Origin of the sequence: Paenibacillus tundrae (assembly GCF_036884255.1) — a bacterium.
Taxonomy (GTDB): Bacteria; Bacillota; Bacilli; order Paenibacillales; family Paenibacillaceae; genus Paenibacillus.
This window is the reverse complement of the sequence record NZ_CP145605.1, coordinates 423810-449377: the sequence shown is the minus strand read 5'-3', so window position 1 is coordinate 449377 and position 25568 is coordinate 423810. Positions and strand designations below refer to the sequence as shown.

Annotated in this window: 25 protein-coding genes and 1 riboswitch; of the genes, 8 read left to right on the top strand and 17 right to left on the bottom strand. The window is 46.8% G+C overall.

The annotated features are described in order from the left end of the window. Positions 1–165 precede the first annotated feature (165 nt). The 3 genes from serS to V6W81_RS02090 form a co-directional block, all read right to left on the bottom strand. Positions 166–1464, bottom strand: coding sequence for a serine--tRNA ligase (gene serS, locus V6W81_RS02100; RefSeq protein WP_338541392.1), 1299 nt, complete (start codon positions 1462–1464; stop codon positions 166–168). Positions 1465–1757: 293 nt separating this feature from the next. Continuing rightward, positions 1758–2387 carry a hypothetical protein gene (locus V6W81_RS02095; RefSeq protein ID WP_338541390.1) on the bottom strand — a complete coding sequence of 210 codons (630 nt, stop codon included), beginning with the start codon at positions 2385–2387 and terminating at the stop codon, positions 1758–1760. Positions 2388–2441: 54 nt separating this feature from the next. Further along, positions 2442–2942, bottom strand: coding sequence for a hypothetical protein (locus V6W81_RS02090; RefSeq protein ID WP_338541389.1), 501 nt, complete (start codon positions 2940–2942; stop codon positions 2442–2444). Between the two features lie 227 nt (positions 2943–3169). Here V6W81_RS02090 and V6W81_RS02085 point away from each other — a divergent pair, with 227 nt between their 5' ends. From V6W81_RS02085 to V6W81_RS02060, 6 genes are all read left to right on the top strand, one after another. Then, entirely contained in the window at positions 3170–3556 is a 387-nt protein-coding gene (locus tag V6W81_RS02085; protein ID WP_338541388.1) for a VOC family protein, read from the top strand. Positions 3557–3633: 77 nt separating this feature from the next. Beyond that, positions 3634–3745, top strand: a riboswitch (TPP riboswitch). Between the two features lie 213 nt (positions 3746–3958). Next, entirely contained in the window at positions 3959–4999 is a 1041-nt protein-coding gene (locus tag V6W81_RS02080) for an ABC transporter substrate-binding protein (RefSeq protein ID WP_338541387.1), read from the top strand. Positions 5000–5212: 213 nt separating this feature from the next. Continuing rightward, positions 5213–5506, top strand: a complete 294-nt coding sequence (locus tag V6W81_RS02075; protein WP_056703822.1) for a thiamine-binding protein — start codon at positions 5213–5215, stop codon at positions 5504–5506. Next, entirely contained in the window at positions 5506–6264 is a 759-nt protein-coding gene (locus V6W81_RS02070) for an ABC transporter permease (RefSeq protein ID WP_056703820.1), read from the top strand. The genes V6W81_RS02075 and V6W81_RS02070 overlap by 1 nt, the downstream gene beginning before the upstream one ends. A 207-nt stretch (positions 6265–6471) precedes the next feature. Further along, positions 6472–7239: an ABC transporter ATP-binding protein gene (locus V6W81_RS02065; RefSeq protein WP_338543915.1), complete on the top strand. Its 768-nt coding sequence runs from the start codon at positions 6472–6474 to the stop codon at positions 7237–7239. 149 nt (positions 7240–7388) lie between these two features. Continuing rightward, positions 7389–8207, top strand: a complete 819-nt coding sequence (locus V6W81_RS02060; RefSeq protein WP_338541386.1) for a TatD family hydrolase — start codon at positions 7389–7391, stop codon at positions 8205–8207. A gap of 90 nt (positions 8208–8297) precedes the next feature. On the opposite strand, the gene nfsA is transcribed toward V6W81_RS02060, so the two are convergent. The 14 genes from nfsA to V6W81_RS01990 form a co-directional block, all read right to left on the bottom strand. Continuing rightward, positions 8298–9041 carry an oxygen-insensitive NADPH nitroreductase gene (gene nfsA / locus V6W81_RS02055; RefSeq protein WP_338541385.1) on the bottom strand — a complete coding sequence of 248 codons (744 nt, stop codon included), beginning with the start codon at positions 9039–9041 and terminating at the stop codon, positions 8298–8300. Continuing rightward, positions 9025–9630 carry a TetR family transcriptional regulator gene (locus V6W81_RS02050; protein ID WP_338541384.1) on the bottom strand — a complete coding sequence of 202 codons (606 nt, stop codon included), beginning with the start codon at positions 9628–9630 and terminating at the stop codon, positions 9025–9027. The genes nfsA and V6W81_RS02050 overlap by 17 nt, the downstream gene beginning before the upstream one ends. A 221-nt stretch (positions 9631–9851) precedes the next feature. Then, positions 9852–11012 (bottom strand): YhgE/Pip domain-containing protein, encoded by a 1161-nt coding sequence (locus V6W81_RS02045; protein ID WP_145408042.1) that lies wholly within the window; start codon positions 11010–11012, stop codon positions 9852–9854. Positions 11013–11287: 275 nt separating this feature from the next. Beyond that, complete coding sequence (locus tag V6W81_RS02040) at positions 11288–13816, bottom strand: heavy metal translocating P-type ATPase (RefSeq protein ID WP_338541383.1); 2529 nt, start codon at positions 13814–13816, stop codon at positions 11288–11290. A 198-nt stretch (positions 13817–14014) separates the two neighbouring features. Further along, complete coding sequence (locus V6W81_RS02035; RefSeq protein ID WP_056703804.1) at positions 14015–14215, bottom strand: copper ion binding protein; 201 nt, start codon at positions 14213–14215, stop codon at positions 14015–14017. A gap of 233 nt (positions 14216–14448) precedes the next feature. Then, positions 14449–14859: a metal-sensitive transcriptional regulator gene (locus V6W81_RS02030; RefSeq protein WP_186381009.1), complete on the bottom strand. Its 411-nt coding sequence runs from the start codon at positions 14857–14859 to the stop codon at positions 14449–14451. A 226-nt stretch (positions 14860–15085) separates the two neighbouring features. Beyond that, on the bottom strand, positions 15086–15580 hold the full coding sequence (locus V6W81_RS02025) for a GNAT family N-acetyltransferase (protein WP_338541382.1): 495 nt from the start codon (positions 15578–15580) through the stop codon (positions 15086–15088). Positions 15581–15707: 127 nt separating this feature from the next. Next, positions 15708–15893, bottom strand: coding sequence for a hypothetical protein (locus V6W81_RS02020; RefSeq protein ID WP_056703799.1), 186 nt, complete (start codon positions 15891–15893; stop codon positions 15708–15710). A gap of 616 nt (positions 15894–16509) precedes the next feature. Continuing rightward, positions 16510–17295 carry a nucleoside phosphorylase gene (locus V6W81_RS02015; protein WP_338541381.1) on the bottom strand — a complete coding sequence of 262 codons (786 nt, stop codon included), beginning with the start codon at positions 17293–17295 and terminating at the stop codon, positions 16510–16512. 1 nt (position 17296) lies between these two features. Next, positions 17297–17968 (bottom strand): sulfite oxidase-like oxidoreductase, encoded by a 672-nt coding sequence (locus V6W81_RS02010; protein ID WP_056703787.1) that lies wholly within the window; start codon positions 17966–17968, stop codon positions 17297–17299. 47 nt (positions 17969–18015) lie between these two features. Beyond that, entirely contained in the window at positions 18016–18939 is a 924-nt protein-coding gene (locus V6W81_RS02005) for an ABC transporter permease (RefSeq protein WP_128100004.1), read from the bottom strand. Then, entirely contained in the window at positions 18923–19990 is a 1068-nt protein-coding gene (locus V6W81_RS02000; protein WP_128100003.1) for an ABC transporter permease, read from the bottom strand. Before V6W81_RS02000 ends, V6W81_RS02005 begins: the two co-directional genes overlap by 17 nt. Further along, complete coding sequence (locus V6W81_RS01995; RefSeq protein ID WP_145050109.1) at positions 19987–21486, bottom strand: ABC transporter ATP-binding protein; 1500 nt, start codon at positions 21484–21486, stop codon at positions 19987–19989. Before V6W81_RS01995 ends, V6W81_RS02000 begins: the two co-directional genes overlap by 4 nt. Positions 21487–21686: 200 nt before the next feature. Next, a complete protein-coding gene (locus V6W81_RS01990) occupies positions 21687–22718 on the bottom strand; it encodes a BMP family lipoprotein (protein WP_056703775.1) in 1032 nt (343 codons plus the stop codon). A gap of 278 nt (positions 22719–22996) precedes the next feature. Here V6W81_RS01990 and V6W81_RS01985 point away from each other — a divergent pair, with 278 nt between their 5' ends. Then, on the top strand, positions 22997–24430 hold the full coding sequence (locus tag V6W81_RS01985) for a hypothetical protein (protein WP_338541380.1): 1434 nt from the start codon (positions 22997–22999) through the stop codon (positions 24428–24430). 318 nt (positions 24431–24748) lie between these two features. Further along, entirely contained in the window at positions 24749–25381 is a 633-nt protein-coding gene (locus tag V6W81_RS01980) for a DUF5317 domain-containing protein (protein WP_338541379.1), read from the top strand. The last annotated feature ends 187 nt before the right edge of the window (positions 25382–25568 follow it).

Below are 25568 nucleotides of genomic sequence, written 5' to 3'. Positions count from 1 at the left end.
AAATATACTGATGCTCCTTCTATGATATCTAGTTGTATAAAAAAGAACCCCTATGATTAGCAAGTCATCAAGTTTATTATCTCAGTGACATTGCGATAAAGGGGTTCTTGGCATTTCACGTTCAATACCGCTCTTTCATGTGCATACCAACGTTACAATTTCCTCTTACTCTTTTTCCGCCAGATGTGGCAATGTAATAAACTCAGCCCCACCCATATATGGCTGGAGCGCAGCCGGAATTCGAATGCTTCCATCTGCCTGCTGATGATTCTCCAGCAATGGAATGAGAATACGCGGCGAAGCCACGGCTGTATTGTTAAGGGTATGGCAATATACCAGCTTCCCTTCTGCATCACGACAACGAATGTTCGAACGGCGTGCCTGGAAGTCATGCAAATTGGACGAGGAATGTGTCTCTCCGTATGCCTCCCGGCTAGGCATCCATGTCTCAATATCATACTGCTTATACGTCTTCTGCCCCATATCCCCGGTACATACCGCTACAACGCGATAAGGAAGCTCTAACAATTGCAGCAATTGCTCAGCATGTCCTGTAATCTCCTGTAACATCCGTTCCGATTCTGCCGCATCTGGAGCGCAGAGAATCACCTGCTCCACCTTGGCAAACTGGTGTACACGATACAATCCGCGCACATCCCTTCCTCCTGATCCTACTTCACTGCGGAAGCACGTCGATACAGCAGCCAGCTTAATAGGTTGTTCCACATCCACGACTTCATCCGCATAATAGGATACGAGCGGCACCTCCGAAGTACCAACCAGCCACTTATTCTCACCGGTAAGCTCATAGACTTGGTCTCGTCCTGTTGGGAAAAAGCCTGTGTTGAGCAGAGCATCCTCCCTTACCATGAGCGGAACCTCTAGCGGTGTGAATCCCTGCTTCAAGAGCAGATCGAGCGCAAGCTGCTGCACAGCTCGGTGGAGTAGTAGCCCTGCTCCTTTCAGCACATAGCTGCGAGTCCCACCGATTTTCACCCCACGCGCAATGTCAATCAGGTCATGCATCTCACCCAATTCCACATGATCCTTCATTCTATACTCAAATGCGGGGATCTCGCCCACACGGCGTAGCTCTACATTGTCCGCATCCGAAGTACCTACAGGTGTATCTGGCGATACAACATTCGGCACGAGCCACTGCATACGCGTAAATTCCTCTTGGATCGCTTCCAGCTTGGCTTTGAGCTGTTCCAACTGCTCATTCCGTTGTTTCACCTCGCTACGCAGTCCCCCTGCCTGCTCACGCTGACCTGATTGCATCATCCTGCCAATATCCGCCGACAACGCGTTACGCACCCTGCGGCCTTCTTCGATTTCCTTCAATAACGCTCTGCGTTCCTCGTCTCGCTCTAACAGTTCTTGAATGTTAATATTGATTTTCTTTCCATCTGCCGCCGCTTGCACCTCATCTGCATGCGCTCTGATCCACTTCATTTCAAGCATGGTCACCGTCTCCTTTGGCTGTAAAAATACAAAGAGCACCCTCATCCCTTGGGACGAGGAGCGCTCTGCTCGCGGTGCCACCCAACTTGCCGAAACAGTTCATTCACTGCTCCAGCCGCTTGGTCCGCGATAACGGGCGGTTCCGGTTAACTTGGGGAAATATCGCTCCCCTGGCGAAAACGCCTCCGAGTTGGATGCTCTTCAACGGCATGTTCCGATCTGTAATTGTTGTTTATCAGTATATACAAAAGCAACGTTTAAATGCAAGTGATACGAGCCTAACGTTTACATTTTTAATCATACTTATAAACCAGGTTGTTATCCCCATCTATCCCCTGAACGGATGTCTCGATCATCTTCTCATCTGTTGTTACATCCAGAAATGTCTTGCGATCATCCATTGACATGCCGTGCATTGTGACGTTCGAGTATCGAATTCGAATTTCGTTTATCGAAGGATCATTAATGTAACCGTAGTTGACCCTAAAATTACTCTTTCCATCCATCGTCGTGCCTGCAAATTTAGCTAACCAAAAGGGTGCCTGTTTATCTATAGGGCTAAGATCTATATTTTGCAATATATATTCGTTCTCTCGCTTTACTGCTTGTATCATCCCCACCTCTGTTACCGGCTCTTGGTTGATATAGTATGTTGCAAAGATAGAACTTCCTTCATCGTAAGGGACATCGATAGTGATATCTTCAGAATTTTCTTCCCTGTTTAATCTCTTCTCCAAACCCACAGCCACTAGCTCTTGCAAGTTTTTAGCTTTGATCTCTGATTCGCTATCCAGTTGGGTGAAACTGGTACTAGTATCAGAGGAAGTATTGACGTATTCTTCTCCATCCTGTTGATCTCTACACCCAGTAATCAACAACAGGGCTACAATAATCAGTAATATTTGCTTCAGTTTCTTCACCACCTGTTAATATTCTTGATGGCAAAAATATTAACACTTTTCTCCTCTATTTTCCAATTATGCTCCTGTATTAACGAAGGGAGCCGCATTCTCTTTAGCTTTTATGAATTTAACGAATACATATCGAACAAGCGGCCCAATGATGAGCAACTGTAACGGTAACGCCAGGCTAAAGTTCCGCAGTATGGTGTGAAGATACGTTTCCACGAGAGACTTCCCATTCAATTGATTGGCAAGATACGCCGTAAGCATCCCATACATCGACATCATTAGCACCATTCCCACAACCATGAACACAGAAATCGCCAAAATGCCGATCACCTTATTCGATTTATTGAATGGCAATGCAAAGGCAATTTTCTGAGCCACCGGCCCAACGATAAAGCTTTCCACCACAAAAGCTACAATAAAACATAGGACAAACTGAAATAAGATCTCTAGCGGAGACATACTCCACATTAATCCGTTATACAGTAAATTGAAAGTCATCATAACGACTACCATTCCTGTGCACATCATCAATCCAAAATACGTATGTTCTTTCTTTGTTGTTGGCAATTCTCTCATCCTCTCTTCTACTTGGACAATTATAAAGATGAGGAATAGGGTCACATAAGTGAACACTTTGTGAACTTTAATAAGATACCTTATGTTTATATTGAAATATAGAACATTTCATCTAGATAAACTCATTATTTTCCCATTTGACAACCCAGAATTATCCCCCTATGATACGGCTTAAATGTAAACCATATTCACGAATCAGTTAGGAGGATTACTATACAATGAGCTTTCAAAAACGTATCGACCACATCGGTATCGCTGTCCGTGATCTGGAAACCACGCTTCGTTTCTATACCGAGATCGTTGGCCTTGAGCTGAAAGACCGCGTTACCCATACCAATGGTGTGATCCAACTTGCTTTCCTCGGATTCAATGGCAGTGATGAAACTGAAATTGAACTGATTCAGGGATATAGCGACAAACTTCCCTCCGAAGGAACTGTGCATCATTTTGCGATTCACGTGGAGGATCTTGATGCTGAATATGAGCGTATACAAGCGACGGAAGCCGAATTTATTGATGGAGAGATCATCACCCTGCCGAACGGTTACCGCTACTTCTTCATCTATGGCCCAGAGAAGGAATGGATCGAATTCTTCCAGCGTTAATCTTTCTTTTTGACGGTCACATATAGACACAATGTTCTCACTCGCCTATAATTACACCTAGTAACACCCTTAACTTCATAGTTTCCCAGGGGAGTCGGAATTGGCCGGCTGAGAGTGTATCCCACAAGATACTAACCCTTAGACCTGATCTGGATCATGCCAGCGTAGGAATCGGAGTATATCGAATAGGCCCAGCTATATCGCTGCGCGCTACTTCTCTAACGCCTGCACGCGTCCCGGAATCCGGGGCGCTTTTTTTATGTTCTTTTGCATATCACTTTACATAAAAAAGACATCCAGATCATAGCCGGTATAATTCTGTTGATTTATGCACGATGCTTGGATATGAAGCCAAGGAGAACCCTCGCCAATTAGGCGGACAACATGAAGGAGAGAATGAAGATGAGATGGCGTAAAATGATCGGCTTGTTGCTCCTATGCGTAACCTTGATTGCAATCACGGCTTGCGGAAGCAAGGAAGCTGGCCCTGCCCAATCTAACGGAGATACTAACACCGAGAACAGTAGTGAAGGTGATAACGCAGCACTCCGGGATGTTAAAGTTGTACTGGACTGGACACCGAATACGAACCATACCGGCTTATATGCAGCGGTAGATCAAGGATTCTACGAAGCCGAGGGCTTAAACGTGGAGATCGTGCAACCTGGTGCTGGCGGCGCTGACACGATGGTCGCTTCGAATGAGGTTCCTTTTGGCGTAAGTTATCAGGAAAGTGTAACTCAGGCGCGTACCCAAGGTGTACCACTCGTCTCGATTGCTGCCGTTATTCAACATAATACATCTGGATTTGCAGCACCGACGGATCGGAACATTAAATCCCCGAAAGACTTCGAAGGTAAAACCTATGGAGGCTGGGGCTCCCCAGTGGAGGAAGCTGTAATGCAATCCATTATGGAGGGCGAAGGCGCTGACGTGTCCAAAGTGAAAAACATTAACATGGGCGATGCCGACTTCTTCACTGCCGTGAAACGCGATATCGATTTTGCCTGGATCTTCTATGCATGGACTGGGATTGAGGCTGAGCTTCGCGGAGAGCCGATCGACATGTTGTATGTCAAAGACTACTCCGAAGCACTCGACTATTACACACCTGTATTGGTAACGAATGAAACCACGATTCAGAACGATCCTGAACTGGTTAAAGCGTTCATGAAAGCCACGTCTGAAGGGTATCAGTATGCCATTGATCATCCCGAAGACGCTGCTAATATTCTGATCAAAGCCGTACCGGATCTCGATAAGGATCTTGTGCTCGCAAGCCAGAAGTGGCTTAGCCCGAAATACACAGACGATGCACCACGCTGGGGCGAACAGAAAAAGGAAGTATGGCAGAACTATACGGACTGGATGTTCAGCAAGAAGCTGCTGGATGAACAGATCGATGTGAGCAAGGCATATACGAACGATTTCTTACCCCAATAATCATTGTTTAAGTTGAACTTTTTACACAAACGAAGAGTGCAGAACCCATCTGGAGAAGCGAAGCGCTCACCTTTATACCCGGATTTACTCCATTTAAGATTCATTCATGAAATCCGGGGATAACAGTGATCGTAAGAGGGTACTGCAATCGGAGTGTTAAGTGTAACGCTGATTCAACTTATACAACCTAACTCGAAAGGAGCCGTGAACTCCATGGCAAGCACATTACTCAGTATTCAAGTCATCCCGAAGACGCCAAATGGTGAGGACTCATATCCGTATGTAGATCGCGCTATTGAAGTCATTCAACAATCTGGTGTGAAATATCAGGTCAATCCCCTAGAAACAACGATGGAAGGTGAGCTGGAGGAACTGCTGGACGTTGTTCGCAAAATGCATGAAGCACTTGTGGACGCTGGTAGCCCAAGCATCATCTCCCAGATCAAAATCGCCCATAGCGGCGGTGCCGGATTCAGCATGGATAAACTAACGGAGAAATATCGCTAATGCATGCCTATTTCAAAAGCGTATGGCCGCCCCTTGTGGCGGTTATTCTCTTTATTGCGATATGGCAAGGAGCGGTCTCGCTGTTTCATATTGAAAAGTGGATGCTACCTGCCCCTTCGGACATCGCTCGTGAAGCAGCTTCACAGGCGGATCGACTTGGTATGCATGCATGGGCAACGATCCAGTTAACACTCATCGGATTCGCCGCAGGAACGTTGGTGGGACTGCTGATTGCCATGGTGCTTCACCTGATCCCATTTCTAAAGTCTGCGCTCTATCCTTTGCTTATCCTAAGCCAGAACATTCCAACCATCGCGCTAGCACCGCTCTTGCTGATCTGGTTCGGATTCGGATTGCTGCCCAAATTAATTACCATCATTCTGGTCTGCTTCTTCCCTGTCGCCGTAGCCGCCATGGATGGATTAACCCGTACGGATGCCATGATGATGAACTATATGCGTATGGCTGGCGCCAAACGTGGACAGCTATTCTGGAAACTGGAGCTTCCGCACGCGCTGCCCTCAGTCTTCTCTGGAATCAAAATAGCCGCTACATATAGTGTGATGGGAGCCATCATTGCAGAATGGATCGGAGCAGATAAGGGCATCGGATACTACATGATGTTACAGAAGTCTGCATATCGAACGGATCGACTATTTGTAGCCATTATGATTATTGTGGCGCTCAGTCTGTTGCTCTTCCTACTGATTGCACTGCTTGAGAAGCTACTCGTGCGCTGGCGACCACAAAAACGATAATAATGGCACTGGAAAACCTTGTGGCAAGGATGTGAAACCGGGATGAGAGACGAGCAGAAGAAACTGAACGATCACCTTACCGATAACCTAATGAATGAACATGAACATGGGACAAACCAAAATTCAACGACACAGACAACAATTCAACAGTCTGATTCTACATTACTACCAAGCGGGATTACCCAAGCCTCTCCAGCTCTTGAGGTTATGCAGGTTCATGCCTCATATCGTGAGCGACGCAAAACACTCTCCGTATTGGATGATCTGTCCCTAACGGTTGGGCAAGGCGAATTTGTAGCCATTGTCGGTCCATCCGGCTGTGGCAAAAGTACTCTTTTTCATATCATTGGCGGTTTGCTTAAGCCGCAGGCTGGACGAATTCTCATGCAAGGGCATGACGTTACCGGACAACGGGGCAAAATCAGCTACATGCCACAACAGCCCGCTCTCCTGCCTTGGCGAACGATTGAAGATAATGTGGTGTTAGCTGGCGAAGTATCGAAGACGGCTCTACCCCGAACAGAAGCGATTGCTGAAGCACGCAAATGGTTGGCGAGTGTTGGTCTAGCTGGCTTCGAGCGAGCTTATCCACATATGCTCTCAGGAGGAATGCAGCAGCGGGTTGCTTTCCTGCGTGCGTTACTCAGTCCACAAGAGCTTATGCTGCTTGATGAGCCTTTCAGTGCGCTTGATGCCTTGACACGTAGTGATATGCAGCGCTGGCTGCTGGAGATCTGGGAACAGAATCGCCGCTCGGTGTTATTCATTACACACAACATTGAGGAAGCTCTTCTGCTAGCGGATCGGGTGTATGTTCTATCCAACCGCCCAGCAACCGTGCTGCAAGAGGTTATTGTTCCATTCGATCGCCCACGACGTGAATCGGTTACGGAGGACTCTGCCTTCCTTGAACGCAAACGCCAAATTTCACAGTGGATGAGAGAAGAACAGCACAAAACCCGCCTATCTATATAGCGCGGGTTTTTAGAGTTATTGTCGTGTGTCAAACAGAGCGGTAAGCAGGCTATGTAAAAATGTATTTTTTCACCTAATATGGGTGATCCGACTTGAAATATACGACGTACCATGAATAGTTAGACTCTATTAATCATAAGGAGGAAATTATGGATACTCGTGCTATAGCACCGTTAATCGATGCCCATATCCACTTGGATCAATATACAACAACGCAACAACAGTCTATACTGCAATCCCTCTCCTCCCAGCAGGTTGAAGCCCTCATTGCGGTCTCCATGAATATGGATTCCTGCCACGCCAATCTGGAACTTGCCAAGCATAACCCACGTACGGTATTTCCTGCCTTTGGCTACCATCCAGAGCAACCGCTCCCTTCTGCAGGGGATCTGCATCTACTCCTTGGCTGGATCAAACAGCATATAGGACAAGCCGTAGCCATTGGAGAGGTGGGCTTACCCTATTACAGCAGACAAGAAGCGGAGCAAGCAGGAAACTCATGGGATCAGAGCGGCTATATTGAATTGCTGGAACAGTTCATTCAGCTTGCGAAGCAGTACAACAAGCCTCTCGTTCTTCATGCCGTGTATGAAGATGCTGATATCGCCTGTGATTTGCTTGAGAAGTATCAGTTCCGTCGTGCCCATTTCCACTGGTTCAAAGGCTCACGCCAGACGATCGCACGCATGGCAGATAACGGTTATTTTGTCTCCTTCACCCCTGATATTATGTATGAGGAAGAGATCCGCGAACTGGCAAGGCAGTATCCATCGGAGCAGGTTATGGCTGAGACCGATGGACCGTGGCCTTTCGAAGGCCCTTTCCAAGGGCGGATGACTCATCCAGCGATGACAAGGCAAGTTATTCAGAGTTGGTGCGAGGTCATGGGGATGGGCACCGAACGCGCTGCACGACTTTTCTACCAGAATGCGAAACGGTTCTACGGTTTGCCAGTATCATCGCTCTAAAGTTATGTAAGAAAAGGTCAGTCAGGCTTGAAGCCTAACTGACCTTTCTTATATCCGTACGTGCTTATCTATACAATTTGCCCGCACACATTAACGCTTCATGAACCCTTTGCCTTCCAAGAAAGGCTTCATCTGCAAACGCACTGGCTCTGTGAGACGTTTGGCCATCGATACAGACCAAGGGGTCTTGTTCGCGCCCTGCGTCCGTTCATTCATGTAGGCTACCGTGGTCTCATCATATCGCGCCATGCCTTCAAGTGTCTGCTCCGCATTATACTGATTCTGATGAAGAACAGCATCTAGTGGTAAGCGCGGACGAATGCCTGTCTCCTGATCGGCAACACCAATACACATGCCATAGACCGGATATACGCCTTCGGGTAGTCCCAGCAGCTCAGAAACTTCCTCAATACGTGTGCGAAGTCCACCAATATAGACAATGCCATAGCCGAGTGATTCCGCTGCAAGGGCTGCATTCTGTGATGCAAGTGCTACATCAATGGTAGCGACCATAAAGTTTTCCGTCGAATCTGCGTAGGTTTCCTTGTCTGGCATATGCTGCTTCGCCGCATCCTTCAGTCGAAAGAGGTCTGCGCACCATACTAGGAATACGGGGCATTCGTTCACGTAAGCCTGATTGCCTGCCAGCTCAGCAAGCTTCGATTTTAAAGCCAGATCCGTGACCGCAATTACACTATACGCCTGCACACTGCTGGAGGAAGACGCCATCTGTCCAGCTGCAATGATCGTTGCCAACTGTTCTTCACTTATAGGATCTGCCTTGAATTTCCGTACAGAGCGGTGCTTCATCATTAATTCAATCGTTTCGTTCATGGTCCGTCACTCCTAATCCTCGAAGTACAAATTCAATTGTTTGCTCAGCAAGTTCCTCTGTAGTTATTCCCTGATAATCCGCTAGAAAACGTGAATTTTTGGCTCGTTTATGCGCCAAAGTTGCCCCCATCACCTGTAATGTGGCATACGACACGGATTCAATACGAAAAATACCCTGATCTTTACCTTCTTGCAGTAAATCTCTTACCTTCGTCCAGATTGGATCAAGGAAACGAAAAACCGTCGGCGTACGATGTGTCCGTAGTGTAATTTCAAGCTGCACAATATCGCTCATCTCGGTGTCTACCATGGTAAACTTCACAACTTGACCCACAATCCGCCGGACACCTTCCACGGGAGACATAGACGCTGCAGCCAGCTCATTCAGCATCTGACCAGGGAAGAAGTGTTCAAACAATGCTTCAAACACCTTTTCTTTGCCGCCAAAGTGATAAGAGACCAGGGACACATTCGCTCCTGCTTCATCACAGATTTGACGGACACTCGTCCCGTCATACCCCTGACCTGCAAAAAGCTTCTTGGCTGCAAGCAATATCCTCGTTTTAATGTCCAAATCTGGTTCCGTCATTCCGTTCGCTCCTCTAATCCGTTCTCTTGTAAATGTTTAATGAAATTATACATAATTATCTATTATGAAAGTTTGTGCAACAAAGCGCAAGGCATAGCCAATCAGCATGGCATATGTGAAGTTGTATCCTCCATCTACTATTACACCAAGCCCCCCATCGGCAATCAATGGGGGGCTTGGTGTTAGTATACAGTGTTGCTTCATCTGTATAAACTTAGGTATTAAGCGTTAGATGGTGCTGGGCTTGGTGCACCTGCGGGTACACGCTGTTTCTTCACAAGGGTAACCAGCAGAGAGAGTGCGACCACAATCGCCAGAATAAGAACAATTGAACCTGCAGCAGACTGAATTCCTGGGCCGCCCAATTGAGCACTCAAGATACCTTGAACTGCGTAAGTAGCCGGCAAAAATTGACCTACACCACTATAGAATCCATTCAGCAATTCACGTGGTACCATCGCTCCTGAGGATACGAGCTGCAAGGATAGCGAGATAACATTGAACAAGCTTCCTGCAGGCCCGAAGCAGATCAAGAAGAACTGCGAGAAGAACATGAACGTGCAGAGGAACAAGGCTTGGAATAACCAGAATGCGACGAACCCTTGTTCAATCTGCCCGCCAAGCGCAACGATAAGTGAAGATCCGAGTAAGGATACAACTAGGGCTGAACCTACGTTAATGACAATTCTTGCACCAAATAGCGTCCAGCGAGAGAACGTTGCGGACAACATCCCCATAGCCGTTTGCAGATTCATGCCCATGATCATAGCTCCAACATAAGATGCCAGCACCATCATCATCGGTACCATCTGATTATTCATTCCGTTCACCGGGTTAATGGACGTTGTTACGCCTTCCACACGGGAAGTCAGGTTAGTCGCCACATTAGCGGCTTGATCTGCTGGTGTTCCTGTTGCGGTTAACACCGTCTGCACACCTTGAGCAGTAGCCTGCTTGTTGATCGTGTTGGTTACGGACTGTGATACACCTTGCATCATGCTTTTGATCGTCACCGGGTTAGCTTCATTGATTGTGTATTTAATTTCAGCAGTTGATCCAGCCGTTTGAAGCAATTCATTAAAGCCAGCCGGAATGCCGAGTACCATATGAACTTGGTGATGATTAAGCTGATCAATTGCTTCTTCCGAAGTTAGATTGGATACGGTATGAAACGGTAACGTCTCTGCCAATCGTTCGGCAATTCCTTGGGATAGTTCTCCATCCTCGTTTACAATCGCAACAGTAAGCTCATTCGTGCGATCATTCACTCCTGAATATGCAGTCATCCAGATGATGCTAAAAATCACTTGGAACATAAGTGCCGTCACGATTCCAACAATCACTGGTGGTTTTTTAAACAAAACGCGTAAAGCCTGTACCATAGATCTTATCCTCCATTGCAAAGTAGTTCGAATTTGATATAAACATTTGTTTGAATCAAACGAATGTTTAAATTTTAAGTGTATATGTCATTATTGTCAATGGAATTTCTGAAAATTAATGAAAGAGGGTAACTTTTTTTAGAAAAAAGTCACTACTCTCTTTTCATATCATTTATAGAAATAACTCAGGACATATCTCTTCGTACAAGCCTCACCTAATTTAATGGATATCCTACCGATTCCCAATGAGCTTGATTCAATTTCTAGTTGTTGCTCTATGATTTATGTTGCAGCTTCATTCGTTGCAAACGTAAGGCATTTAACACAACAGACACCGAGCTGAACGCCATCGCAGCACCAGCTAACCATGGTGCAAGAAAGCCCACAGCTGCAATGGGAATACCAATCACATTATATCCAAGCGCCCAGAACAGATTCTGCTTGATATTCCCCATTGTTCGCCGGCTCATCTCAATCGCGTCAGCAATGCTATTCAGGTCACCACGCATCAACGTAATATCCGCCGCTTCCATCGCTACATCTGTTCCTGTCCCAATGGCCATCCCAATATCGGCTGTCGCCAGAGCTGGTGCATCGTTAATTCCATCTCCAACCATAGCCACCTTACGACCATTAGCCTGCAGCTTCTTCACTTCTGCCGCTTTGCCCTCTGGGAGCACCTCTGCCAAAACGCTACGGATTCCCGCTTGTTCTGCCACAGCGCGTGCTGTTCGCTCATTGTCACCGGTAATCATGATGACGTCGATCCCCATCGCTTGCAGACGGCTTACCGCTTCGCGTGACGTTTCCTTAATCGTATCTGCAACAGCAACAATCCCTGCCCACACACCATCAATCGCAACCAACATCGCTGTACGCCCTTGTTCCTCCAGTTGGTTCATCTGAGTCACCGTACCATCTGGAACATTCACCTTAGCATCAGCAAGCAAGCGCCGGGTTCCCACGAGAATCTCTTGTCCCTGAACGTGAGCTCGAACGCCGTAGCCAGGTATGTTCTCGAATTGCTCGGATGGACTCAGAGCGATGTCTTTACCTCGGATTCCTTCCACGATAGCCTCAGCGAGTGGATGCTCCGAATTTTGTTCTGCTGCGCCAACTCGTTGTAATAGTTCCATTTCCGTCCAGCCCGAAGCTGTTACAACGTCTGTAAGCACAGGTTTACCCTGAGTTACTGTACCCGTTTTGTCCAATACAACAGTTTGAATCTGCTGTGCTGATTCCAGATGTTCGCCACCTTTGAACAAAATACCATATTCTGCAGCTCGCCCCGATCCAGCCATAACCGAGGTTGGCGTAGCCAAACCCAAGGCACATGGACAGGCGATAACCAAGACAGCAATTGCTTTTTCCAATGACCCCGCGAAGTCACCTGGACTTGCGAAGAAGTACCAGACAAGGAAGGTAACGGCGGCAATGCCCACAACAATCGGGACAAAAATACCTGAAATCACATCTGCAATCCGTTGAATTGGAGCTTTAGAGCCCTGCGCTTGTTCAACGACTTTGATAATCTGGGATAGAGCAGTATCTGCACCCACTCGGGTCGCTCTTAGGCGTAACATGCCGTTTTTGTTCAAAGTAGCCCCTGTAACAGCATCGCCAGGCTTTTTATCTACAGGTAAACTCTCTCCACTGAGCATCGATTCATCTACAGAAGATTGCCCTTCCTCCACGATGCCGTCCACCGGGATACTATCCCCTGGTTTCACAAGAACGAGATCACCCACAGCAACATAACTCGCAGGGATAACGACCTCCTGCCCATCTCGAATGACACGGGCTTCACGCGGTGCTAATTCGATCAAGCTCTTGATTGCCTGGGATGAGCGTCCTTTCGCTACAGCCTCGAACCATTTACCGAGTAATATCAGTGTGATTAGAATCGCACTCGTCTCATAATAAAGCTCCACCGCAGGCATAGCGGCTGTGCTCGTCCCCATTGCACCGTGATCCATCGAAGTCGCAGGTAGATAACCACTAGATAACGTCAGATAGAGACTGTAGAAGAATGCCGCACTTGTACCCAAAGCCACGAGCACATCCATATTGGCACTACCGCTGCGCAATGCTTTGTAAGCTCCCACATAGAACTGCCATCCAATCACAAACTGGACTGGCGTTGCCAGCAGCAATTGGAACCAAGGGTTCATGAATAGATCAGGCACCCAAATCCACGATGTGAAGGAGAAGTGACCTACCATCGCCCATAACAAAGGAATCGAAAGTGCTGCAGATATCATCCATTTCCACTTCTTACGTTGCAATTCCCGCTCTCGGGCAGATGAAGTTTCCTCTCCCGTCTGTTGTAATTCTGCGCCATAACCGAGCTGTCTAATCTTAGCCGTGATGTCCGATGCTTTCAGCACGCCTGCTGTATACTCGACATGCCCTGTCTCCAGCGCTAAATTCACATTGGCACGAGATACACCCGGTAAGCGGGATAACCCTTTCTCGATCCGAGCCGAACAAGCGGCACAGGTCATGCCCGTTATATCCAGATCTACCGATTCCGTAACTGTGCCATAACCCAACGCTTCAACCTTATCCCGCAGTTGATTGACATTAGTGACTTTGGGATCGTACCTAACGGTCGCCTGCTCTATTGCGAGATTAACGTTTGCCTGATTAACCCCCTCCATGCGGGATAACCCCTTCTCGATTCGAGAAGAACACGCTGCACAGGTCATGCCTGTAATTTGGAATGTGGTGAGTAAACCAGATGCTCCCTCTACGGGTGGTAATGCTGAGCCAGTTGCAGTGTTGTCTGTTGCTGGCTTATCCATGTCGTCATCTCCGTTCAATTTTGTTCCCCAATACCCTATGGGGGTATATTCATTAGAAAAAATAAGGCTTAAACGATGAACTTATTCGAAAAAAATCTACTGATTCTTCTCGTCCCTTGAGTTACACAAGGAAGTTCTGTTCAAGCCAGATCATCATAAATCATTCATATGAATCAGACGAAAATTGAGAAAAAATAATTAAGCTACATCGTATCCTTGGTCTTCAATGGCTGCCTTGATCTGATCCACGTTAACCTTCTGCTCATCATACTCTACCGCTACCGTTCCAGCTTGCAGATCGACCTGACCACTCGCACCAGCATTCTTCACGGCTTCTTCAACAGCCTTCACACAGTGATTACAGGACATTCCTGCTACGTTCAATGTAACATTAGACATCATATATTCCTCCTTATGGGCAATGTATAAGTTCAATTAAAGAATGTTACACTTACCACTCCGATGACAGAATAACCTTCCGATCGCTGTTATCCCCAGATTTTTTTGATTCCCTTTGTCAACGGGGAAAATCCAGGGATAAAGGCGAGCGCTCCGCTTCTTCATGTTATTTCCGTCCTCTACGTTCTCGTGTAAAAAGTTTAGTTGAACTTATTTAGATTAAGTAACAATATTCACTTCATTAATTTCCTTACCGTAACCAGCAGTTCATCGACTACTTCATGTTCCCCTGCCTGAATTCGCTCAACGATGCAGCTCTTCATATGCCCTTCAAGCAGAAGTTTTCCTACTGAATTAAGCGCTGACTGGGCTGCCGCGATCTGTGTCAGGACATCATCACAATACGTATCCTTCTCAATAAGCCCTTTAATTCCACGAATCTGTCCTTCAACACGATTTAACCGTGAAATCAGATTGCCCTTCATCTCTTGTGAGTGATGACTCTTACGGACTTGCTTCCCGTCATCGTTATCAGCATGAGCATGGCATGAATTCGCCGTTTGTGCAGAATCCGGCTCCAATACTTCAGGTACATCGGTTCCGGAAGGTTCCATTACGTCCTTGGGATGGCTCTGATGATCCATCATAAACACCCCTCTTCATCATTCTGACTCCAGAATAACATACCCCATGGGGGTATTCAAGAGAAACTATAAATATTTACACTGACCACTTCGATGACAGAACAACATTCCGATCGCTGTTATCCCCAGATTTTTTGATTCCCTTTTCCAAGGGGAAAATCCGGAGATAAAGGCGAACGCTTCGCTTCTTCACGTTATTTCTGTCCCTCCGCTCTTGTGTAAATATTTAGTTCAATTTATTTAGTATGTATTCCATTCTGCTGCTGCGGACGACCAGACCTAACTTTTCGTAAAACTCTTGTGCCCCTTGGTTAAACGAAGCTACGGTTAGCTCTAGATGATCGGCTTGAAGTTCTTTTCCCAGCTCAACAAGCACCGCCATCATCATCTGTCCAATGCTACGTCCACGATACTTGGGATCAATAATAATCTCATTAATGAAGAGTACATCTCGATCCATCAATAGCTCTACTTTCTGGATTTTATTGAGTTGGGCACTCACGTACCCACAGATTTCTCCCTGCTCCGCTGCTTCAGCTACATACAGGTAGCGATCTTCTGCATTCAACAAGTCCTCAAATTCCTGCTGACTCATTCTAGGCTGTAGCGGTCTATATATGTCAGGACGTGCCTCGACATGCATACGGTGCAGTTCATCCATCAGCGCGGACACTCCTGGATAATCTCTACTTAAAGCCCTGCGGATGCTCACTTCATTCATTGCTATACCCTCTCCTTGCTCAAGATGTTCCCAGTATTATACATCTACCGTATGACCACTGTACATCCTTGTACATCAAAAGGCAGATACCCTGAAGGTATCCGCCACAATTCAGCCATAGCTCGTTTTACTCTTTGGAAGAGGACTTTACACTGTTAAAGGCTACAGGAGATGGCTTGGCTGCCCATTCATCTGCTTGTGGCTCAATGTCTACACCACTTAGGATCTTCTTTTTCTCCATCAAAGAATCCCCATCTTCATCCAGTTTGTTACGAATTGCCGCCTCATCTTGAGGTTGATTGTTCTGTGTCATGTCGGAATCCTCCCTAATCTCTGTATTCATGATGATGTTCCTTTATATAACGTACCCACTATTGGCAGGATCATTCATTTGAGAAAGTCTACGTTGTTCAGGAAACACAGGTTTAGGGTAAGCATTGATGGTATATTTATTAGAGATATTAGCTTATCTGCAAATGTTTACTAGGGGGTGAAAACATGGACATCACTCAAAACAATTGGAATAAGATGCTGACAGCTGGTGTTTTTAAATTTTGCTTTCTTAAACCTTTTCTAGTCGGAATTTATACATTTGGATTTTGTATCGTTTTGATTGTAGCTATGCACATGTTTAGTTACGGTTTCAACAATACGTTGAATGCTTTCCAGATACAATGGAGTTCACCTGGAGTTATTATTTTGATCACACTGTGTATTCTGACTTCGATATCAGGTATTATAAAAAACTGTTATCTATGGAAAAAGCACTCTGATAAGTACAGCAAATAAAGTATGTAATCTCAAACAAAGGCCGGACCTCCATTGAAGGAGTCCGGCCTTTTGATGCATCCATGCAAAAAGGGATTATCCCACTTTGCATATCTGTATTGGATTTTGCATGATCGATCTCTAGCAATGCGCCTTGCTAATTACGCCTGATCCTGACGCGCCAATGTAGCCAGCGCTTGTAGCGCCGTATTGATCTCATGCTCCACTGCGTTCGCCACCGCATCCGTATGCGGATCATACTCGGCAGCCAGGTCACTGTCTGCGAAGCCATCAATCGCTACGATTGCCCCAGCACGAGCACCACGCAAGGTGCTGATGATGTAGAGCGCAGCAATTTCCATCTCTGCCGCAAGCGCACCTGCCTGCTTGTACTTGCGATGTGGAATTTCTTCTACTCCGGTGAAGAAGGCATCTAGTGTAACGGTAATGCCCACTCCCACCTTAGTTGCACCTGCTGTTGATGCATCGGAAGCTACAGAGAATCCATCCTTCCCGCTTCCCTTTCCGCGAGCAGCTTCAATCAGCGCTTGCGTAACACCGATATCTGCTACAGCCGGGAAACCATCTGGCACGAGCTGGCGAGTCAATCCATCCGTGCGAACCGCTGCAGTGCTGACAATAACGCTACCGGCTGGATACTCAGCAGTATACGAACCTGCTGTTCCTACACGAATTAGTGTGGTCACACCTGCACGAATGAGTTCTTCGAAACATACAGCCGCTCCCGGCGAACCTACGCCATGACTAACCACAGCCATCTGCACACCGTCGAATTGTCCCACAAATGTGCGATACTCGCGGCTAAATGCCAGCTCTCTCACCTGTTCTAACTTACGAGAAATCTTCTCCGCACGCGCCGGGTCACCACAGACGATGGCATATGACGGCATGTCCTCAGAGTGAATTTGCAAAATCGGCATCAACATCTCAATCAAACTCCTTCTTCGTCCATTCGTCTTCTGGGATCGGTAGATCCTCACCCGAGAAGCGCTGCTCCTTGAACGGATCGGCAAAATGATGGAACCCATTATTTTCCCAGAACCCATTGCGGTCTTCCGTCATGAACTCAAGCCCACGTACCCATTTCGCACTCTTCCAAAAGTATAACTGCGGCACAACCAGCCGTAATGGATACCCATGCTTCGGCGTAAGTGGCTCGCCATTATATTTGAAAGCTAGCAGTACATCGTCATGCATAAGCTCTTCCAGTGGAACATTCGTTTCATAATCATGATCTGCATGAACCATCACATATTTCGCCTCTGGCTTAACGCCAAGAAGCTTCACGAATTCCGAGAAACGAATGCCTTCCCATGGCGTATCAAACTTGGACCAACGGGTCACACAGTGGATATCGCTCACCGTATTCACCTGTGGCATCGCCTGAAGCTCTGCGAAGGAGAATACCTTCTCCTCTTCAACTTCACCGAACACCTTCAGATCCCATGTAGACAGGTCGTACTCGGGCACTTCTCCTTCATGCAGGATCGGGAATTTCTCGGTCAACATCTGCCCCGGCGGCAGGCGATCTCCATGCTCAGCACCTACTTTGGGTGCGGGTGATTTCGTCTTTTTCAACCGTTCAGCCTTATTTAGCAACGTGCTCCCTCCCTTTTCATAAACTCTCCGTGGTGGAACTTAACGAATTAACGCGAGCTTCCGCCCGCTTTCAATGCATCCTGTTGATAGGTACGGTCTTTGAAGAAGAACATCGCTACCAGTGTTACGATATACGGCAACATTTGAGTAAAATGCGTTGGCAACGTGAAGCCCTGTAGACGAATACTGAATGCCTCCATGAAACCAAACAGCACGCTAGAACCCATTACCCCGAGCGGATTCGCCTGTCCCAGCATCGTAGCAACGAGTGCAATGAATCCACGGCCAGCCGTCATACCTTCGGTAAACATGGTCACTTGTCCAAGCGACAATTGCGCTCCAGCCAGCGCACACAACACACCACACATAAGAACCGCTCCGTACTGGATACCGCGCACCTTGATACCGATACTCTGTGCCGCAACTGGATTTTCACCCACTGAGCGCAGGCGGAATCCGGAGACGCTTTTAAATAGATAGAATTGGAGCCCAATCACAATGAGAATGCCCAGATAGATTAACGGACTATGACCCGAAAATACATCCCCCACCCACGGGATATCCTTAATCAGAGGAATGTCCCATTTCGGGAGACCTTGCATGTCTTTATCGTAGTATGCGCCTTTCACGTCGAAAATCGCACGCAGTGCAAAGGTCGTTAGCCCTGCGGCCAAGAAATTAAGCGAGATACCGACGACGATGGCGTTCGCTTTTAGATTAATACTAATAAAGGCAAATAACGCTGAGAACAGCATAACAATAATGATAGAAAAGATCACGGCAAGCAATACATTGCCAAACAGGTAATTACCCACGATCGCTGAGAAGGCTCCAATGAGCACAAGCCCTTCCAAACCCACATTGAACAGACCAACCCGGGAGCATAAAGCACCACCGAGCGCCGCGAGCAGGATCGGAGTCATAATCCGTAAGGTAGAGCCGAACAAGGCGGCATCAAACAGTTGTTGCATTGGACTTTTTCTCCTTTCTCCGCTTCAGGAATGAATATCCAATCTGAGCCGATACAAATAACGTTAATACAGCCTGAATTACACTGCCTACTTCCAGCGGAACATCCGTATTCCGCTCCATGCCCATCGCTCCAGTCTGTAGTGCAGCGAGCAATACGGCTGCTACCGCTGTACCGAGTGGATGAGAGCGAGCCAGCAATGTAGCCATAATGCCGCTCCAAGCATAACTAGCTGACGACAATGAACCATCAAGGAAACGGTATTGGGTGCCGAGCACTTCCCCTGCTCCAGCAAGGCCTGCAAGGCCACCACTAATAATCATGGATAGCATCATCATCCGAATGCGGCGAACACCACCATACGTAGCGAATGAAGGGTTGCTGCCTAACATACGAATCTCATAACCAGTGACCGTTTTGTGAGTGAACCAATAGATTAGAATGGCTGCTACGATGGCGATAATAAAACCAGCATGTAAGCTCATTCCTTGAAACAGCTTCGGTAGCCATACCGTCTGATCAATCATGGGTGTCTGCGCCATAGCCGCGGAACCCGTCGTATCTTTAAACGGATAGGATACCATATACCCGCCGAAGTTAATGGCAATATAGTTTAATAGTAATGTTGTGATTAATAGATTCATGCCAAACCGTGCATCAAGCCAGCCTGCAAATAAAGACCAGATGCCTCCGGCAATAATGCCTGCCACAATGGCTGCGATACATACGAACCAACCTGGCCCTGGCAGATAGAGCGCCGTTAGCGCCGCACTAAGTCCACCTAGAATCATCTGACCCTCTGCACCCATATTGAAGAATCCCGCACGGAATGCCAGCGCCACGCCAAGTCCCGCCAAGATAATCGGCGTAGAACGAGCCAATGTATTGGTGAAGAAGTAGAAGTTGCCGAAGGCTCCTTTCCACATCTCCGCATACGTATCGACCACAGACCCGCCAACGACCATAATGGCTATAGCGCCTGCCAGAAGACCAATCAATACAGCAAGCAGCGGCTGTACGAGCCCACGAAGACTTTCCTTTACCCGATTCATACCCGCTCTTTCCCTCCTGCCATTAACAAGCTGATCTGTTCTTCCGTCGCTTCATCTGCCTGCAGCTCTCCAGCGATCTCGCCTTCATACATCACCAGAATACGATCGGACAATTGCAAAATCTCAGATAACTCAGAAGATACTAATAGAATTCCTGCACCCTCATTGCGCTTACGCAGCAATTCAGCATGAATCGTCTCCATTGCTCCGATATCTACACCCCGTGTAGGCTCAGCAGCAATAAGGAACGGAGTATCCTGGGCAAACTCTCGCGCAGCAATCAGCTTCTGGAGGTTACCCCCAGATAAGAACTGTGCTTTCGTCTCCGCAGAACCTGTCTTGATACTGAACTGCTTGATCCAACTCTCTACCATCGTACGAGCTGCCTTTGCTTTGATGATACCGCGTGATTGTAGCTTATGGTGGTGTCCCATCAATCCATTTTCGCGAACACTTGCATCCTTAGCTGCTCCCCACATATAACGATCCTCAGGGATATGGGCTAGTCCATGTTCACGAATGCGGCGCACAGGCCAATTCGTTGTATCCTGCCCTGACAATAGGACACGACCACGCTCCGCTTTCCGAAGTCCGGCAATAATCTGGATTAGCTCAGATTGTCCGTTGCCGGAAATTCCAGCAATCCCGACAATCTCACCTTTTCGAATGTTCATGTGAATATGATGAAGCGCAGAACGATCCTTGCCTCCTGATAGATTCACATCCTCCACCTGTAGCACCGTTTCAGTCGGAGCCGCCGGTTGTTTATTCATCCGTACAAGCTCACGTCCTACCATTAACCGTGACAACTCTTCGATATTCGTGTCTTTGGCATCCAGCGTGCCTGTAACCTGACCATCGCGAAGAACGGTAATCCGATCCGCCACGTCCATAACTTCCTGTAGCTTGTGTGTGATTAAAACAAATGTTTTGCCTAACTTGGCGAGTGATTTCATATTCGCCAGCAGTTCCTTCACTTCGAGTGGTGTCAGTACCGCCGAAGGCTCATCCAATATAATGATATCTGCACCTTGATGCAGTACCTTCAAAATCTCTACACGCTGCTGCAAACCAAGCGGGCACTCCGCTACTTTTTTCCATGGATCAACAGGCATCCCGTACTTTCTACCCAGCTCATTCACTTGTGCAGCGGCCTGTTTACGGTCGAACACCCCTGCAGACGCTGGCTCACGACCAATGACGATATTCTCGGCAACCGTAAAGGAAGGAAACAGCATGAAATGCTGATGTACCATGCCAATACCGCTGGCCATGGCTTGAGACGGGGTTGCGAAGCTTACCTCACGTCCACGAACCTTAATTGTGCCTGATGTAGGCTGCTCCATCCCATACAACATGCGCATTAAAGTTGTTTTACCTGCGCCATTCTCGCCCACGAGGGCATGGATTTCCCCTTCACGCAAATTAAAACGGATATCCCGATTCGCCGTGAATTCGCCGTACTTTTTCGTAATCTGATCCATCTCCAGCAGCATATCTCGCGTTCTCTCCTCTCAGTTAATATAAGTTCAACAAGAACCTGTTACTCTTGCCACTACGATGACAGAATAGCTTTCCGATCGCTGTTATCGAGTAAACGTTTAGTTGAACATATACGCTTCATTATAATAGCAGCAAAACCGGCTGCCTGAACGGGCAGCCGGCTAATCAACACATTCACATAGAACACGGTAGACTATTGTTGCAATGGATCTTTAACAACAATTTTACCGGATACGATATCATCCTTAATTGCTGTAACTTGGTCAATGACCTCTTGTCCAACAAAATCACTTAATGGAGATTCGCTATCACGTGTAACGAATGTCAGACCTACACCGTCTTCTTTCAGACCGTAGTTTACAGCGCCTGCTTTGAAGTTACCTTCTACATAATCCTTCACTGTCTCGTAAGCAACGGTATCCGTTGATTTCAACTGGGACAATACGATGTGCTCTGGATCTTCAACTGTGCGGTCCGTATCTTGTCCAGAAGTATAGAAGCCTTTTTCCTTAGCAGCCTCGAATACGCCAAGGTCACCTACAGCGGATGCGCCAGCGATGAAGTCAGCGCCTTTACCGAATTGAACCAATGCCAATTCTTTCGCTTTTGCTGGGTCATTGAATCCACCAACATAGTTTACAAGGAATTCTGCATCCGGGTTAACGGACTCCAGACCTGCTTTGAAACCTTCTGTATATTTCTTAATGAGTGGAACGTCCATTGCAGCGATCATGCCGACTTTATCTGTTTTTGTGGACAATCCAGCAGCTGCACCAAGCAGGTATGCTCCTTCATATTCACGGAAACCAACGCTACGAACGTTAGGCAGATCAACAGTTGTGTCAACAATAGCGAAGGATTTGTCTGGGTTCTCAGCAGCAACCTTTTTCAATGCATCCTCAGCTTGGAACGTCGCAGTAATAATTAGATCGTAATTTTCAGCAACAGCAGCACGCAGATTTTGCTCGAATGCAGCCGGATCTGTTGATTCGATTGTCTTCGTATCTACTTTGAACTCTTCGCCTGCTTTTTTGAAGCCTTCATCCATCTGTACAAAGAAAGGGTTAACCCCTATTTTTTCGGGAAGTACCAGAGCCATCCGAAGGGATTTCTCAGAATCGCCACCTTGAGCGGATTGTTCGTCTTTGGAAGCCGAAGTTCCACAAGCTGCCAACAAAATAGCCAACATAATGATCGATAAGACGAACGATAAACCTCTTTTCATTTCGAAAATTCCCCTTTTCAAAATTCTTTTTTTATTATCCTAGCGGAAAGTGTCGATCCTTGTCAATAAATCTTTGAGCGTATACACTCATTTAGAATACAAATGTGGATTTGCATTCCGCAGGGTTGTGGAAAGCGCTCTAATTCAGGCTTTTTTCTGTTGACATGCAGAGACGCTCCATGCTAGAGTCAATCCAACTTATTTATTCAGATAGGATTTGTCAGAATTATATCGCAAACCTACTCTATTTACCAACCAATTTTAAGGAGGCTATTCATTTGAAGAAAATCACCCAGATCACACTTGCGGCTTTGCTTGCTGCTCCGGTTACACTTGGCAGCCTTAGCTTGCCTTCTTACGCTTCTGCAGCTTCTGCCGCTCCTGCTTCTGCCCCTTCGGTGTCCGTAAAAGGACCAGTAGCTCAAGCACCAACAGTCTATACAGAGAGTGCAGCAGATTATGCACAGTTTCTGCAAGCGAAATACAATGTGAAATTGCCGCAGCAGCCTACCAAAGGCGACTTCATCCAGGCTATTGCAGCCATTATTGAAGCTGATGCAGCTAGCACTAGCACAGATGAAGCAAGTGAAGTTAAGGCTCCTGCCTTCACCGATCTGAAATCGGGTGATTCTGCTTATGATGCAGCCGTTTCCTTATACAATAGCGGCGTTATTACAGGCACAGAAGTTCGTGCCAATGACAAGCTCAGCACCTATGCTGCCGTATTTATCGCAGTAAAAGCAGCGGGCTTCAAAGAGCTGGCTTACACGTATCCTGAAGCGAAAACAGTGAAAGCGCTGGCTAAGCTTGGAATCGGTGCTGGACGTGTTCAAGGTCTAGCTGCTCAAGAGCTAGCTGCAGCCGTTGATACAGGCTTGATTCCAGAAAGTCTATATCCTGCCCTTCGTAAAGGTGGCGTAGCGACTACTGATTTTGCTAACATCCTACTGGGTCGCGTGTTATCTAGCCAAGGAAATTACAAGAATGAAATTGGCCGTTCAGGCGATGCGGACATCTATTCCAAATTGTACGCAGCTTATCGCACAGCCGATCTCATTGAAGCACCTGAGCTGAGAGAGATCGTGGATCAGGCATTGCGTAATGATCTGGTGACTGGTTATAACCTGAAAGACAGTCGCTTTGATTCCAACTTTATCGATGAATTGACGCTAACTTACGGTCATTCTGATATTCAACATGCGGTGCAATTGATTGGTCTTCTGCGCAGTGAAGGCATTGAGGCCGATGTGCAGTTCCAACCGAAGACTTCTGCCTTCATCTATCTCAAGGAGTGGGGCGAGCCTACAGAGACGCCAGATTACAAAGTTACACAGATCGAAAACGGTAATTATATCGCCTATTCCAAAGAGTACGACATTCAGTTCGAGTTCAATACTACGGCTGACAAAGCACGCTTCAATGATATTATTCTGAAATATGCGAAGAAGAGCACAGGCAATACATCGAACCTGATTCACGCTTCATGGTGGCAGCCGCTCTACTACTCCGCTACTGCTATTGATGGGTATCCGGTGATTGCCAATACCAAAATCTCGCTGGGTCATTACTATGCACAGTCCTTCTCTCTTAAAGAGAAAGCAAAAGATCTTCAAGACGGCTTCCGCAAGCTTGCTCCGGACGCAGATATCACGAGCTACACGTTCTGGGTGGATCAACCATTCCTTAACTACTTGAACGGCGAATCTGAGTAATTTTGATATACGCACTCATGCAATAAACGTCATCTTTTGACTTCCAAAAAAACCGTTTTTATGAAACCTTATGGCACTTGCCCCTTCGGTTTGTAAAGACGGTTTTTTTCTTTATTTCTACAAATGCATTGTGAAATCAAGCCTCATTTAGACGTGCAGGAACAGCAATCTATAAGGAATTTAGACATCCAAATTTACCTTATAAAATTTCTTTGTCGAGCCTATTTTTCTTGCAGGAATTACCAGTAAAAGGTCGAATATCTTAGGTACACAAATACGCATTGATCTTACATATTTCTGCATGAACAGGAGTTAATCATGGTATATGACGGCATTATAATCGGCCTGATCATTGGACTATTTCGGGGTGGGATTCGCAATGGCCTCCGCCAGTTCTCAGAACTCAAGCTGCGAGGTGGTTGGATCTTCCCCATGCTGCTGCTTGCTCAATTTGCGATCTTTTTTGTACAGGAAAAGTGGGATTGGGTTGCGTCCATTAACGGTTACCTATTTGCGTTAATTTACATCACAGGTCTTGCCTTTCTATGGCTGAACCGGAATCATACCGGTTTTACCCTAATCTGGATTGGTGTATTCCTCAACTTTGTCGTTATGGCCGTGAATGGCGGGCGCATGCCTGTATCGGTGGAAGCATCTAGCGTGCTTGGCCCTTATTATGTTGATATGCTGCTGCAAGGTGGAGCCATTTCGAAACATCATATGATGGATGCGTCAACACATCTGGCCTTTCTAGGTGATATCATCCCACTATCCAGCCCTTATCCGCGTACGCAAGTCATCAGCATCGGAGATGTGGTTATGAATATCGGCATATTCCTGTTTATTCAGAGCATGATGGTTCCACGTCATCGCAAGACTACATCCGTTCCAGCATCCGTGAAATCCGATGATCTGAAGTTAGACTCCAAGGAAGGGAGGTCTTTTCCATGAAAAAATTCGAAGGCATTAAATATTCCCGCCTTGTCATCAACGCCATTATCGTTGCTTCGGTCGTTGTTGCATTAACTTCGGGATACAAGTTGGGAGGCTAATAGAGCCTACCAACCTTGACTAAACAGGCTGCCTGCGGCCTGTTTTTTCTTTCTGGATTTTTGGTAAGCAACTTGTTATGTTATAC

What these genes read in the sequence shown, in the direction of transcription:
- serS (WP_338541392.1), bottom strand. Translation starts at nt 1,464, where the DNA reads ATGCTTGAAATGAAGTGGATCAGAGCGCATGCAGATGAGGTGCAAGCG.
- V6W81_RS02085 (WP_338541388.1), top strand. Translation starts at nt 3,170, where the DNA reads ATGAGCTTTCAAAAACGTATCGACCACATCGGTATCGCTGTCCGTGAT.
- V6W81_RS02080 (WP_338541387.1), top strand. Translation starts at nt 3,959, where the DNA reads ATGAGATGGCGTAAAATGATCGGCTTGTTGCTCCTATGCGTAACCTTG.
- V6W81_RS02075 (WP_056703822.1), top strand. Translation starts at nt 5,213, where the DNA reads ATGGCAAGCACATTACTCAGTATTCAAGTCATCCCGAAGACGCCAAAT.
- V6W81_RS02070 (WP_056703820.1), top strand. Translation starts at nt 5,506, where the DNA reads ATGCATGCCTATTTCAAAAGCGTATGGCCGCCCCTTGTGGCGGTTATT.
- V6W81_RS02065 (WP_338543915.1), top strand. Translation starts at nt 6,472, where the DNA reads ATGCAGGTTCATGCCTCATATCGTGAGCGACGCAAAACACTCTCCGTA.
- V6W81_RS02060 (WP_338541386.1), top strand. Translation starts at nt 7,389, where the DNA reads ATGGATACTCGTGCTATAGCACCGTTAATCGATGCCCATATCCACTTG.
- nfsA (WP_338541385.1), bottom strand. Translation starts at nt 9,041, where the DNA reads ATGAACGAAACGATTGAATTAATGATGAAGCACCGCTCTGTACGGAAA.
- V6W81_RS02050 (WP_338541384.1), bottom strand. Translation starts at nt 9,630, where the DNA reads ATGACGGAACCAGATTTGGACATTAAAACGAGGATATTGCTTGCAGCC.
- V6W81_RS02045 (WP_145408042.1), bottom strand. Translation starts at nt 11,012, where the DNA reads ATGGTACAGGCTTTACGCGTTTTGTTTAAAAAACCACCAGTGATTGTT.
- V6W81_RS02040 (WP_338541383.1), bottom strand. Translation starts at nt 13,816, where the DNA reads ATGGATAAGCCAGCAACAGACAACACTGCAACTGGCTCAGCATTACCA.
- V6W81_RS02035 (WP_056703804.1), bottom strand. Translation starts at nt 14,215, where the DNA reads ATGTCTAATGTTACATTGAACGTAGCAGGAATGTCCTGTAATCACTGT.
- V6W81_RS02030 (WP_186381009.1), bottom strand. Translation starts at nt 14,859, where the DNA reads ATGGATCATCAGAGCCATCCCAAGGACGTAATGGAACCTTCCGGAACC.
- V6W81_RS02025 (WP_338541382.1), bottom strand. Translation starts at nt 15,580, where the DNA reads ATGAATGAAGTGAGCATCCGCAGGGCTTTAAGTAGAGATTATCCAGGA.
- V6W81_RS02020 (WP_056703799.1), bottom strand. Translation starts at nt 15,893, where the DNA reads ATGACACAGAACAATCAACCTCAAGATGAGGCGGCAATTCGTAACAAA.
- V6W81_RS02015 (WP_338541381.1), bottom strand. Translation starts at nt 17,295, where the DNA reads ATGTTGATGCCGATTTTGCAAATTCACTCTGAGGACATGCCGTCATAT.
- V6W81_RS02005 (WP_128100004.1), bottom strand. Translation starts at nt 18,939, where the DNA reads ATGCAACAACTGTTTGATGCCGCCTTGTTCGGCTCTACCTTACGGATT.
- V6W81_RS02000 (WP_128100003.1), bottom strand. Translation starts at nt 19,990, where the DNA reads ATGAATCGGGTAAAGGAAAGTCTTCGTGGGCTCGTACAGCCGCTGCTT.
- V6W81_RS01995 (WP_145050109.1), bottom strand. Translation starts at nt 21,486, where the DNA reads ATGCTGCTGGAGATGGATCAGATTACGAAAAAGTACGGCGAATTCACG.
- V6W81_RS01990 (WP_056703775.1), bottom strand. Translation starts at nt 22,718, where the DNA reads ATGAAAAGAGGTTTATCGTTCGTCTTATCGATCATTATGTTGGCTATT.
- V6W81_RS01980 (WP_338541379.1), top strand. Translation starts at nt 24,749, where the DNA reads ATGGTATATGACGGCATTATAATCGGCCTGATCATTGGACTATTTCGG.